This window comes from Allobosea spartocytisi (assembly GCF_014764685.1).
Taxonomy (GTDB): Bacteria; Pseudomonadota; Alphaproteobacteria; order Rhizobiales; family Beijerinckiaceae; genus Allobosea; species Allobosea spartocytisi.
In genome coordinates this window covers 72,267-84,664 of sequence record NZ_JACXWY010000007.1, presented here as the reverse complement: position 1 = coordinate 84,664, position 12,398 = coordinate 72,267, and the positions used below count along the sequence as shown (strand labels likewise).

10 protein-coding genes are annotated in these 12,398 nt (G+C 66.3%); 8 read left to right on the top strand and 2 right to left on the bottom strand.

What is annotated here, in order from left to right:
* Nucleotides 1–15: 15 nt before the first annotated feature.
* The 4 genes from IED13_RS13310 to IED13_RS13295 all read left to right on the top strand — a co-directional run bounded on the left by IED13_RS13310 (nucleotide 16) and on the right by IED13_RS13295 (nucleotide 6,070).
* Nucleotides 16–453, top strand: a complete 438-nt coding sequence (locus IED13_RS13310) for a MerR family transcriptional regulator (protein WP_038360818.1) — start codon at nucleotides 16–18, stop codon at nucleotides 451–453.
* A gap of 258 nt (nucleotides 454–711) precedes the next feature.
* Nucleotides 712–2,499 (top strand): acyl-CoA dehydrogenase C-terminal domain-containing protein, encoded by a 1,788-nt coding sequence (locus IED13_RS13305; RefSeq protein ID WP_191124445.1) that lies wholly within the window; start codon nucleotides 712–714, stop codon nucleotides 2,497–2,499.
* Nucleotides 2,500–2,636: 137 nt separating this feature from the next.
* Nucleotides 2,637–3,845 (top strand): acetyl-CoA C-acetyltransferase, encoded by a 1,209-nt coding sequence (locus IED13_RS13300; protein WP_191124444.1) that lies wholly within the window; start codon nucleotides 2,637–2,639, stop codon nucleotides 3,843–3,845.
* A 23-nt stretch (nucleotides 3,846–3,868) separates the two neighbouring features.
* Nucleotides 3,869–6,070 carry an FAD-dependent oxidoreductase gene (locus IED13_RS13295; protein WP_191124443.1) on the top strand — a complete coding sequence of 734 codons (2,202 nt, stop codon included), beginning with the start codon at nucleotides 3,869–3,871 and terminating at the stop codon, nucleotides 6,068–6,070.
* Between the two features lie 10 nt (nucleotides 6,071–6,080).
* Here the strand turns inward: IED13_RS13295 and IED13_RS13290 are convergent, their stop codons facing one another.
* Nucleotides 6,081–6,983 carry a LysR family transcriptional regulator gene (locus IED13_RS13290; protein WP_191124442.1) on the bottom strand — a complete coding sequence of 301 codons (903 nt, stop codon included), beginning with the start codon at nucleotides 6,981–6,983 and terminating at the stop codon, nucleotides 6,081–6,083.
* A 115-nt stretch (nucleotides 6,984–7,098) separates the two neighbouring features.
* On the opposite strand from IED13_RS13290, the gene IED13_RS13285 reads away from it, so the two are divergent.
* From IED13_RS13285 to IED13_RS13275, 3 genes are all read left to right on the top strand, one after another.
* The gene (locus IED13_RS13285; protein WP_113253943.1) at nucleotides 7,099–7,872 is read left to right on the top strand and encodes an SDR family oxidoreductase; all 774 of its coding nucleotides are present in this window, start codon (nucleotides 7,099–7,101) and stop codon (nucleotides 7,870–7,872) included.
* A 152-nt stretch (nucleotides 7,873–8,024) separates the two neighbouring features.
* Entirely contained in the window at nucleotides 8,025–8,519 is a 495-nt protein-coding gene (locus IED13_RS13280; RefSeq protein WP_112762952.1) for a peptide deformylase, read from the top strand.
* 95 nt (nucleotides 8,520–8,614) lie between these two features.
* Entirely contained in the window at nucleotides 8,615–8,881 is a 267-nt protein-coding gene (locus tag IED13_RS13275) for a hypothetical protein (protein ID WP_038360825.1), read from the top strand.
* 82 nt (nucleotides 8,882–8,963) lie between these two features.
* On the opposite strand, the gene aptA is transcribed toward IED13_RS13275, so the two are convergent.
* Nucleotides 8,964–10,304 carry an omega-aminotransferase AptA gene (aptA, locus tag IED13_RS13270; protein ID WP_191124441.1) on the bottom strand — a complete coding sequence of 447 codons (1,341 nt, stop codon included), beginning with the start codon at nucleotides 10,302–10,304 and terminating at the stop codon, nucleotides 8,964–8,966.
* 178 nt (nucleotides 10,305–10,482) lie between these two features.
* Between aptA and IED13_RS13265 the strand changes: the two genes are divergently transcribed.
* Nucleotides 10,483–12,261, top strand: coding sequence for a tetratricopeptide repeat protein (locus tag IED13_RS13265; protein WP_191124440.1), 1,779 nt, complete (start codon nucleotides 10,483–10,485; stop codon nucleotides 12,259–12,261).
* The last annotated feature ends 137 nt before the right edge of the window (nucleotides 12,262–12,398 follow it).

Here is a 12,398-nt window from a genome sequence, read left to right as displayed (position 1 = left end):
CGCCAAAGCTCAGCTATGGCGGGTTCCTCGATTCATGAGACCCGCGCTGACAATGTCCCGGTCGCGGATTCCGATGCCGGGGGCTTCACCATCAGCGATCTCGCCCGTGATTTCGGCGTGACGCTGCGAACCCTGCGCTTCTACGAATCCCGCGGCCTGCTTGCGCCGGCCCGCTCGGGCATGACGCGCATCTATTCGGCGCGTGATCGTGCCCGGCTCGCGCTCATCCTCAAGGGCAAGCAGCTCGGCTTCACCCTGGTCGAGATTCGCGCCATGCTCGCCAATGAGGAGAAGAAGGCGGGCTCGGCGGGCAAGTCGGCCTCGGTCGGCGGCCTGCATCTCAGCCGCGATCAGATCGTCGAGCAGCTCGAGCTGCTGCGCAGCCAGCGCGCCGAGATCGAGGACGCCATCAAGGAGCTCGAGGGCTCGCTCACCCGGCTCAGCGCCGCCTGAGATCGCATCGCGTCGCGGGCCGAATCCGGTTTCCGGCGAAAAGCGCGGGGCACCTCCCGTCTCAGGATGGATGCGCGACGCTCTGTCCCAGAACCCCGGCTTTGCCGGGGTTTTTTATTGCCTTGCCATCGAACGGTCACGCGCGGGAGGACAAATTCGCCGGACACCCATTGCATGCCGGGTGAGATTGTTTATATGTGAACTATCTTGAAGCGGTGCACCCATGAGCGCCGCCGCGCGAGGTGAGGGAGGACCACGATGCCGGTCTACAAGGCGCCCGTCGACGATACGCTTTTCCTGCTCAACGACGTTTTCAATATCGAGCGCTACAACAACCTGCCGGGCTTCGCCGACGCGTCCTCGGACGTGATCGAGGCCGTACTCGGCGAGGGCGCCAAGCTCTGCGAGGAAGTGCTCCAGCCGATCAACTATTCCGGCGACCAGGAGGGCTGCACCCGCCATCCAGACGGCCGCGTCACCACGCCGAAGGGCTTCAAGGAGGCTTATGAGGCCTATGCCGGCGGCGGCTGGATCGGCCTTGCCATGGACCCGGAATATGGCGGCCAGGGCCTGCCCTACACGCTCGGCGCCGTGATGAACGAGTATGCCTCGGCCGCGAACATGGCCTTCGCCATGTATCCGGGCCTGACCATGGGCGCGATCGCCGCGCTCTATGTCCACGGCTCCGACGAGATCAAGCGCACCTATCTGCCGAAGATGATCGACGGCACCTGGTCGGGCACCATGAACCTGACCGAGCCGCATTGCGGCACCGATCTCGGCCTGCTCAAGACCAAGGCCGTGCCGAACGGCGACGGCTCCTACGCCATCTCCGGCACCAAGATCTTCATCTCGGCCGGCGAGCAGGACATCACCGGGAACATCATCCATCTCGTGCTCGCCCGGATCGAGGGCGCCCCGGCCGGCGTGAAGGGCATCTCGCTCTTCGTCGTACCGCGCAACAAGCTCGAAGCGGACGGCTCGGTCGGCGCCAATAACGGCGTGTCCTGCGGCTCGATCGAGCACAAGATGGGCATCCACGGCAACGCCACCTGCGTGATGAACTACGACGGGGCGCAGGGCTGGCTGGTCGGCGACGAGAATCGCGGCCTCAACGCCATGTTCGTGATGATGAACGAGGCCCGCCTCGGCGTCGCGATCCAGGGGCTCGCCCAGTCCGAGGTCGCCTATCAGAACGCTGTCGCCTACGCCAAGGAGCGCCTGCAGGGCCGCGCGCTCACCGGCGCCAAGGAGCCCGCCAAGCCGGCCGACCCGATCATCGTCCATCCGGACGTGCGCCGCACGCTGATGTCGATCAAGGCCTTCAACGAGGCGGCCCGCGCTTTCGTGCTCTGGAACGCGCTGAAATCCGACATCGCCCATCGCTCCGGCGACGCGGCCGAACGCCAGGCGGCCGACGATCAGCTTGGCCTGATGACCCCGGTGCTCAAGGGCGTGCTCACCGATATCGGCTTCGACAACGCCGTGAAGGCGCAGCAGATGTTCGGCGGCCACGGCTACATCGCCGAGACCGGTGTCGAGCAGTTCGTCCGCGATGCCCGCATCGCGATGATCTACGAGGGCGCCAACGGCGTGCAGGCCATGGATCTCGTCGGCCGCAAGCTCGGCCGCGACGGCGGCCGCGGCATCATGGCCTTCTTCAACGAGGTCGGCGGCTTCCTGAAGGAGAATGCCGAGGACGAGGCGCTGAAGCCCCTGCTCGGGCCGCTCCAGCTCTCGCTCGGCCATCTGCAGCAGGCGGCGATGTGGTTCATGAACAACGCACTCGCCAAGCCGGACAATGCCGGCGCCGGCGCCAGCGATTTCATGCACCTGCTCGGCCTCGTCTCGCTCGGCTACATGTGGGTGAAGATGGCCAAGGCCGCGCAGGAGAAGCTCAAGGCCGGTGCCGACGAGCGGATGAGCGCCAAGCTCGTCACGGCCCGCTTCTTCATGGAGCGCACCTTGCCGGAAACCGCTGCCCATCTGGCGCGCATCACCGCCGGAGCGGATACGACGATGGCGCTCAGCGTCGAGCAGTTCTGACGAAAACGCCGTCATGCCCGGGCTTGACCCGTGCATCTCTTGCAGAACCCGCTGGATGACGAGATGGTCGGGTCAAGCCCGACCATGACGTCCGGCACCAGAACGCGCCGTCCGACGGCGCCCCGGGAGGCCACCAAATGGCAGACGCATTCATCTACGACCACGTCCGCACGCCGCGCGGCAAGGGCAAGGCCGACGGCTCGCTTCACGAAGTGACCGCGATCGAGCTCGGCACCCAGGCGCTGCGCGCGATCAAGGACCGCAACGATCTCGATCCGCTCCTCGTCGAGGACGTCGTCTTGGGTTGCGTCGATCCGGTCGGCGAGGCTGCGGCCGACATCGCCCGCACCGTCGCGCTCAAGGCGGGCTACGGCAAGGAAGTGCCGGGCGTGCAGATCAACCGCTTCTGCGCCTCGGGCCTCGATGCGGTGAACCTCGCCGCCGCGCAGGTGATGTCCGGCCAGAAGGAGATGGCGATCGGCGGCGGCGTCGAATCGATGTCGCGCGTCGGCATGGGCGCCTCCGGCTTCGGCATCGCGGTCGATCCAAGCGTCGCCATCGATACCTATTTCATGCCGCAGGGCATCTCGGCCGATTTGATCGCGACGAAATACGGCTTCTCGCGCGACGATGTCGACGCCTTTGCCGTGCGCTCGCACCAGCGCGCCGCCAAGGCCTGGAAGGAAGGCCGCTTCAAGAACTCGGTCATCCCCGTCACCGACGTCAACGGCCTCACCATCCTCGACCATGACGAGACGATCCGCCCCGATGCCAACATGCAGGCATTGGCCGCGCTGAAGGCCTCCTTCGTCCAGATGGGCGAGATGGGCGGCTTCGATGCGGTCGGGACCGCCGCGCATCCCGATGTCGAGTTCATCAACCACGTCCATCATGCCGGCAATTCCTCCGGCATCGTCGATGGCGCGGCGGCTGTGCTCGTCGGTTCGAAGCGGGCCGGCAAGGCGGCGGGCCTCAAGCCCCGCGCCCGCATCAAGGCCTTCGCGACCGTCGGTTCCGACCTCGCGCTGATGCTGACCGGTCCGATCGACGTGACCCAGCTCGTGCTGAAGAAGGCCGGCATGACCATGAAGGACATCGACCTCTTCGAATTGAACGAGGCTTTCTCCTCCGTGGTGCTGCGCTACCAGCAGGCGCTCGACATCGACGACGCCATCCTGAACGTCAATGGCGGCGCCATCGCCATGGGCCATCCGCTCGGCGCGACCGGCGCGATGGTGCTGGGCACCGTGCTCGACGAGCTGGAGCGGCAGGACAAGCAGACCGCGCTGGTGACGCTCTGCGTCGCCGTCGGCATGGGCGTCGCCACCATCATCGAACGCGTCTGAGCGGAAGGGCAGGGAGAGACATCATGAACCTCACCAATTTCCGCTTCGAGACCGACGCCGACGGCATCGCTGTCGCGACCTGGGACATGCCCGGCCGCTCGATGAACGTCATCACCCCCGAGGTGATGGAAGAGCTGAACCAGATCGTCGACAAGGTCGCGGGCGACGAGGCCATCAAGGGCTGCGTCATCACCTCCGGCAAGGAGAGCTTCTCCGGCGGCGCCGATCTCACCATGCTCCAGGGCCTGCGCGACCTCTATGTGAAGCTCGCCAAGGAAAAGGGCGAGGCGGTCGCGATGCAGAGCTTCTTCGACGAGAGCCGCAAGCTCTCGCTGCTCTATCGCAAGCTCGAGACCTGCGGGAAACCCTTCGCCGCCGCGATCCATGGTGTCTGCCTGGGCGGCGCCTTCGAGCTCTCGCTCTCCTGCCAGTATCGCGTCGTTTCGGACGATGCCTCGACCCGGGTCGGCCTGCCCGAAATCAAGGTCGGACTGTTTCCGGGCGCTGGTGGCACCCAGCGCGTTTCGCGCCTGATGCAGACCGGCGACGCGCTCCAGATGATGTTCAAGGGCGAGCAGGTGAAGGCGCTGCCGGCGCGCAATTCCGGCCTCGTCCATGCGGTCGCAGCCCGCGCCGACATCGTCCAGAACGCCAAGGACTGGCTCAAGGCCAATCCGCAGGCGACCCAGCCCTGGGACCAGAAGGGCTTCAAGCTGCCTTCCAACAAGGTGCATTCGCCGGCCGGCATGCAGATCTGGCCGCCGGCCAATGCGATCTATCGCCGCGAGACCAACGACAACTACCCGGCGGCGCGGGCCATCCTCTCGGCGGTCTATGAGGGGCTGCAGCTCCCGATCGATCTCGGCCTCAAGGTTGAGAGCCGCTACTTCGCCAAGATCCTCCGGACGAAAGAGGCGGCGTCGATGATCCGCTCGCTCTTCGTCTCGATGCAGGAACTCAACAAGGGCGCCCGCCGCCCGGCCGATGTGCCGCCGTCGAAGCTCAAGAAGGTCGGCGTCATCGGCGCGGGCTTCATGGGTGCCGGCATCGCCTATGTCACGGCGCAGGCCGGCCTCGAGGTCGTGCTGGTCGACAAGGACGTCGAGGCAGCGGAGAAGGGCAAGGCCTATTCGCACAAGCTGGTCTCCGACCAGATCATGAAGGGCCGCGCCAAGACCGCCGATCGCGATGCGCTGCTCGGCCGCATCAAGGCTTCGGCCGACTATGCCGATCTCAAGGGCTGCGACCTGATCGTCGAGGCCGTCTTCGAGGACCCGAAGGTCAAGGCCGAGGTCATTGCCAAGGTCGAGGCGGTCGTCGGACCGCGCACGATCTTCGGCTCCAACACCTCGACCCTGCCGATCACCGGCCTCGCCGAGACCAGCCAGCGCCCGAAGAACTTCATCGGCATCCATTTCTTCTCGCCGGTCGAGAAGATGCTGCTGGTCGAGGTCATCATGGCCAAAAAGACCGGCAAGAAGGCTCTCGCCATGGCGTTGGACTATGTCCGCGCCATCAAGAAGACGCCGATCGTCGTCAACGACACCCGCGGCTTCTACGCCAATCGCTGCGTCGGCAACTATATCCGCGAAGGCCACCTGATGCTGATGGAAGGCGTGCCGCCGGCCATGATCGAGGCCGCCGGCAAGCAGGCCGGCATGCCGGTCGGTCCGCTCTCGCTCAATGACGAGGTCGCGGTCGATCTCGCCTACAAGGTGCTGAAGGCGACCAAGGCCCAGCTCGGCGAGGGCGCGGTCGATCCGGCGCAGGAGAAGCTGCTCGCCGACATGGTCGAGAAGCATGGCCGTCTCGGCCGCAAGAACCGCAAGGGCTTCTATGACTACCCGGAAGCCGGGCCGAAGCGGCTCTGGCCGGGGCTCGCCGAGCTCGTCGGCAAGCGGCTCGACCCCGACAGCGTCGACATGGAGGAGCTGAAGCACCGCCTCCTGGTGACGCAGGCGCTGGAAGCCGCCAAGACCTATGAGGAAGGCGTCGTCACCGATCCGCGTGAGGCCGATGTCGGCTCGATCATCGGCTTTGGCTTCGCGCCTTACTCGGGCGGCACGCTGTCCTATATCGACAATATGGGCGCCGCCGCCTTCGTGAAGCTCTGCGAAAAGCTGGCCAAGACCCATGGCGAGCGCTTCAAGCCGAACCGCCTGCTGAAGCGCATGGCCAAGACCGGCGAGAGCTTCTACGGCACGGCCGAGACGAAGGCGGCCTGAGCCTTAGGGCTCAGTTCGCCAGCCGCGTGCGCAGCAGCGCCACGAGCCAGTCCGCGAAGACCTGCAGCCGGCGCGACAGGTGCCGGCGGTGGGGATAGAGCAGGGTCATCGGCATCGGCGCAGCCCGGTGTCGGGGCATCACCTCGACGAGATCGCCCGCAGCGAGATGCTCGGCCACATCATAAGCCGGGATCTGGATCAGGCCGAGCCCGGCGAGGCAGCAGGCGATATAGGCCTCCGCGCTGTTGACGGTGACGCGGCCGGGCAGGGGGCGGTCGTGCAGCGTGCCATTCTCCAGCCATTCCCAAGGCTCGATCCGCCCCGTCGACGGCGAGGCGTAGTTGACGGCCTTATGCCCATCGAGTTCGCCGGGATGCCCGGGCACGCCGTGCGCCGCGAGATAGCCGGGGCTGGCGACATTGATCAGCGGCAGCTCCCCGACCGAGCGCGCGATCAAACCTGAATCGCTCAACGCGCCGACGCGCAGCACGCAATCGATGCCGTCCTCGATCAGATTGCTCGCCCGGTCGGTGACGCTGAGATCGATGTCGATCTCGGGATAGCGGGTGAGGAAATCCGGCAGGGCGGGCGCGATGATCAATCGCCCGATCCGGCCGGGCACGTCGATCCTGAGCCGCCCGGCAGGGCGCGCGGCGCTGTGGCGGAACAGCGCCTCGGTTTCCTCGACATCGGCGACGAGCCGGGCGCAATGCTCGTAGAAGGCCGCGCCGTCCTGCGTCGCGGAGACGCGCCGCGTCGTGCGCTGGAGCAGCCTTGTGCCGATCCGTTGCTCCAGTGCCGCGACCGCCGCCGAGACCGAGGAGCGCGGTAGCCCGAGGGCCTTGGCCGCCTGGGTGAAGCTCTCGCACTCGACGACGCGGGCATAGATGCGGAAGAGGTCGATGCGGTCCAAATCGGCGCTCCAGATTGTTCGGAAATTCTGACCAGTGATGTCCTGATACAAATCTTTATATCTGATTTTCGGACGATATTTTGTCGCCATCGATTGCAGCGAACAGGAGCATGCGATGGCCGATCACGGCATCAAGGGTAAGACGGTTCTGATCGCCGGGGGCGCCAAGAATCTGGGCGGCCTGCTGGCGAAGGACCTGGCGGCGCAGGGCGCAAAGGCGGTCGCCATTCATTACAACAGCGCTCCGGCCAAGGCCGAAGCCGAGAAGACGATGGCCGCGATCAAGGCTGCGGGCGCGCAAGCCTATGCTTTCCAGGCCGACCTGACCTCGGCGGCAGCGATGGAGAAGCTCTTTGCCGACGCCAAGGCGGCGATGGGCGCGATCGACATCGCCGTGAATACCGTCGGCAAGGTGCTGAAGAAGCCGATGGTCGAGATCAGCGAGGCCGAGTTCGACGAGATGAGCGCGGTCAACTCGAAGACGGCGTTCTTCTTCCTCAAGGAAGCCGGCAAGCATGTCAGCGACAACGGCAAGGTCTGCACGCTGGTGACCTCGCTGCTCGGCGCCTTCACGCCGTTCTATGCGAGCTATGCCGGTACCAAGGCGCCGGTGGAGCACTATACCCGCGCGGCTTCCAAGGAATTCGGCGCGCGCGGCATCTCGGTGACCGCGATCGGGCCGGGCCCGATGGACACGCCGTTCTTCTATCCCGCGGAAGGCGCCGATGCGGTCGCCTATCACAAGAGCGCGGCGGCGCTCTCGCCCTTCTCGAAGACGGGGCTGACCGACATTCAGGACATCGTGCCCTGGCTGCGCTTCCTCGTCTCGGACGGCTGGTGGATGACCGGCCAGACGATCCTGGTGAACGGCGGCTACACGACGAAGTGAGTGTCGTTGATGCAGCCGCAGGCCGATGAAGCGGCTGTCGTCGTTCGGTCGCATGATGCGCTTCCCGATAACATCGGGAAGCGGTTTGTCGGTTGGCGCCGGTTCCGGGAAGGTCGGAAACGCGGCTGCACGCAAGAAGTCGGAATGAGCATATGCCGTCCAGGCCGATCCTGAACTTTCCCGACCCGCGTCTGCGGGTGGCGGCGGCGTCCGTCACGCGTTTCGATGCCGACCTGCGGGAATTGGCGGCGGACCTGCTCGACACGATGCGAGAGGCGCCCGGCATCGGCATCACCGCGCCGCATGTCGGCGTGCTCTTGCGACTGGTGGTGCTGGAGCTGGTGCCGGGCGATGTCCGGACCTACGTCAATCCCGTGCTGGACAATGTCTCGCGCGAGACCATCCGCCATGTCGAGGGCAGCGTCTCGATGCCGGGTGTGACCGACGAGCTGGAGCGCCATGCTCATGTCCGCGTGCGCTACCGCGATCTCGACGGCGTCGAACATGTCGAGGATGCGGACGGGCTGCTCGCCGTCTGCCATCAGCACGAGATCGACCAGCTCGATGGCCTCTTCTGGATCGACCGCCTGTCGCGGCTCAAGCGCGACAGGCTGATTGCGCGCTACAACAAGCTGCGGCGCGGCTGAGCGCAGGTGAGCTTTGCCTGCCTTCGCCCGGCTGGAGTGCGGGCGTCGTAAGCTCGCAGTATCTGTATCTGTTTTCGACGGTGAGGAGCAGGCATATGCATATGGCGATGGTGATCGGCGGCGGCGTGGTGTTGCTGGGCCTGTTCCTGCTCTTCGGAAAGCTGTGGGGCGGGGCCCAACCGGATTATGCTCTCGCTGCCAAGCTTTTCGTGCCGGTCTGGCTTGCCGTGGCGTTGCTCAACATGTGGGTCGGCGTCGCCAAGGCGGGCTACTCCGTGCGCGCGGAATTGCCGATCCTTGTCCTGGTCTTCGCCGTGCCGGCCTTGCTCGCTCTGCTGGTCGCCTGGCGCGTCGCGCGCTGACAGATGCGTGAAGGGCCGCCTCCCCGGGGAGGCGGCCCTTGGCGTTATGCCGCTGGAAATACTGGCGCGCGTGCTCGCCGCTTCAGTTCGCGACCGACCGGATCACCCGGCGCAGCTTGCCGATCAGCTCCTCGACCTGCGACTCCGTGATGATCAGCGGCGGCGAGAAGGCGATGGTGTCGGCGGCGGTGCGGATCATCAGCCCTTCCTCGTGGAAGCCGCGCTCGATCGCCTCGTAGCCGCGCTTGCCGGCGCCCTCCGCCCGTGGCGCGAGATCGACGGCGCCGACCATGCCGAGCGTGCGGATGTCGACGACGTTCGGCTCACCCTTCAGGCTCATCACCGCATCGGCCCAGGCGCCTTCCATGGCGCGCGCGCGCTCGAACAGCCCCTCGTCGCGATAGATGTCGAGCGAGGCGAGCGCCGCGGCCGCCGCCAGCGGATGGCCCGAATAGGTGTAGCCGTGGAACAGCTCGATGACATTGTCCGGGCCGTTCATGAAGGCGTCGTAGATGTGCTTGCGCACGATCACGCCGCCCATCGGCACGGTGCCGGAGGTCACGCCCTTGGCGAAGGTGATCATGTCGGGGATCACGCCATAGCGCTCGGCCGCGAAGGCGAAGCCGAGGCGGCCGAAGCCCGTGATGACCTCGTCGAAGATCAAGAGGATGCCGTGCTTGTCGCAGATCTCGCGCAGGCGCTTGAGATAGCCCTTCGGCGGCGGCAGCGCGCCCGTCGAGCCCGCCATCGGCTCGACGATCACCGCAGCGATGGTCGAGGCGTCGTGCAGCGCGACGATGCGCTCAAGATCATCGGCGAAATGCGCGCCGTATTCGGGCTCGCCCTTGCTGAAGGCCTGCTTCTCGCGGTCGTAGGTATGGGCGAGATGGTCGACGCCGGTGAGCAGCGAGCCGAAGAATTTGCGGTTGTTCGACATGCCGCCGACCGAGATGCCGCCGAAGCCGACGCCGTGATAGCCGCGCTCGCGGCCGATGAGGCGGGTCTTGGCGGCCTTGCCCGAGACGTTCCAGTAGGCCAGCGCGATCTTGAGCGCCGAATCCGCGGCCTCCGAGCCCGAGCCGGCGAAGAAGACATGATCGAGATCGCCCGGCGCCAGCGCCGCGATACGGGCGGCGGCGGCGAAGACCTTGGGATGGCCGTACTGGAAGGAGGGAGCGTAGTCGAGGTCGCGCGCCTGGGCCTGGATCGCCTGGATGATCGGCTCGCGCGCATGGCCGGCATTGCAGCACCACAGGCCCGCCGTGCCGTCCATGACCGGCTTGTTCTCCGGCGTGTAGTAGAACATGCCCTCGGCGCGGGAGACCATGCGCGGGTTCTTCTTGAACGACCGGTTCGCCGTGAACGGCATCCAATAGGCTTCGAGATCGTTCGGCGTGGCGATCGGCGACGAGGCAGCGGTCATCGGGGCATCCTGTGGATTAACGTTCGTTCAACCTAGCAGGTCGATGCAGGGTGTAAATCGCCGCCGAGCGAGGCATGAGTGCGGGCCGCGACATGGCTGCCGCAGCCCGATTTGTCGGATGACGTTAGGTCGTCGATAGCGTAGCTTACCCTCTGGGGCATGAACTGAACGGACCCCGATGGGCGATAGTGTCGAGGACAACGAACGGCTGGATGAGCAGGCCGTCGCGTCGATTCGCGCTGGCCTCGCCCGCATCCTTGCGTCGGATGTCTTCAGCGCCGCGCCGCAACTCTCCGCTTTCCTGAGCTTCGTCGTCGAGCGGGCGGTCGAAGGCCGGCGCGCCGAGCTGAAGGGCTACACCATTGCCGTCGAGGCACTCGGTCGCCCGGCGGATTTCGATCCGCAGGCCGATCCGATCGTGCGCGTCGAGGCCGGCCGTCTGCGCCGCGCCCTGACTCAGTACTATGCCGGAGAGGGACAGGACGATCCGGTGCGGATGACCATGCCGGTCGGCGGCTATGCCCCGGTCTTCGCCTTTGTCGAGCCGGGCGATCGCGTCGGGCCGGAGCCGTTCGTTCCTCCGGGCGGCCCGGTCGACGGACAGGATATGCGCGCGGACATCGCTGAGCGGGACGCGGCGGCCCGGCGCTGGCTCCTCGTGGCCCTGGCGGTGCTCGCCTGCGCGCTCCTCGCGCTTCTCGTCTGGTATCTGGAGCCGTTCGGCGAGACGCCGCAAAGCAATCTGGTGACGCAGACCAGCCGCCCGGCGGACACCTCCCCGCCGGAGGTGGCGCGTGACCGTTCGACCGCGCCCTCGGCCCAGCTCGTCTCGGTCGCGATCGTCATCCCGCGCGTGCCGACCGACCCCAAGCTCGCCGAGGCGGTCCGCCGTGTCGCGGAAGTGCTCGTGGACGTGACGGCGCGCTTCGACGATCTCCTTGTGATCAAGGCGCCGGCTCCCGGAGCGCCGCCGCCCGAAGGGGTGGATTACGTCTTCGAGATCAGCATTCTCTCGACCGAGGGAGCGCTGGAGGGCTTCGGCCGGCTGCGCGCCGCCAAGGACGGCCGGATCGTCTGGACGGCCTCGTCGAGCCGGCCTGTCGGCGAATTGTTGCAGGATCAGGATCTGGTGGATCTCGCCCGGCGCGTCGGAACGCGGCTGGCCGAGCCTTTCGGTGTCATTCATGCCGATTTCCGGCAGAATTCATCCGCGCCGGCGATGCAGTGCATCTTCCAGGCCTTCGATTACCGCCGCTTCATGACGCCTGAGAAGCGGGTCGCGGCCCGCACCTGCCTGGAGCAGCTGGTCGAGCGGGACCCCGGATTTTATCCCGCCTGGGCGCAGTTCGCGCTGCTCATGGCCGGCGAATATGCCGCGGCGCCCGATGCCGGCCGGAGTGCCTCGCTCGACCGGGCGATGGCGGCGACCCTGACCGCGATCAGGCTGGCGCCCTCCGGTGCCCGTGCCCAGCAGGCGATGATGGAGATCCTGTTCCTGCGTGGCAGTGTCGCCGACGCGATCAGGGCCGGCCGCGAGGCCGTGAACCGGAATCCCTACGATCCCGACATCATGGCCACTCTCGGCTCGCTCTATGTCCGTCTCAACCGTCCCGCCGAGGGCCTGCCCTTGTTGGAGCGCGCCATTGAGATCAGCGCCGGGCGTCCCCCCTGGTATGATTTCTACGCTTTCCTGGCGGCCTATCTGACCGGCGCCAGGCGCCTGTCGGAAACCTATTCGGCGGTTCTGGAAGCGGATGGCACACCGTTCAGCTTGCTGGGGCAGGCTTTGCAGGCGAGCATGAGTGGCGATTCCACGCGGCGCGACTTCGCCCTGAGCGAACTTGCGAGGCGCTCTCCGCTCTTCGGAAGCGATCCTCGCCTTTATCTGGCGCGCAGGGGCTTCAGCGAGGACGTGACACAGCGGATCGTCGGCGATCTCGGCATCGCCGGGCGCTAGAGCATTTTCGAGCGAAATCCGGGCGAGAGGCGATGAATCGAGCGGTATCGCTCGCGTGTCCGCCTGTCGGAAGGTACTCTACCGCGCAGCGTTGTGATTCGTTTCCACCCCCGATCAACCCCTCGACGCGCGAGCGC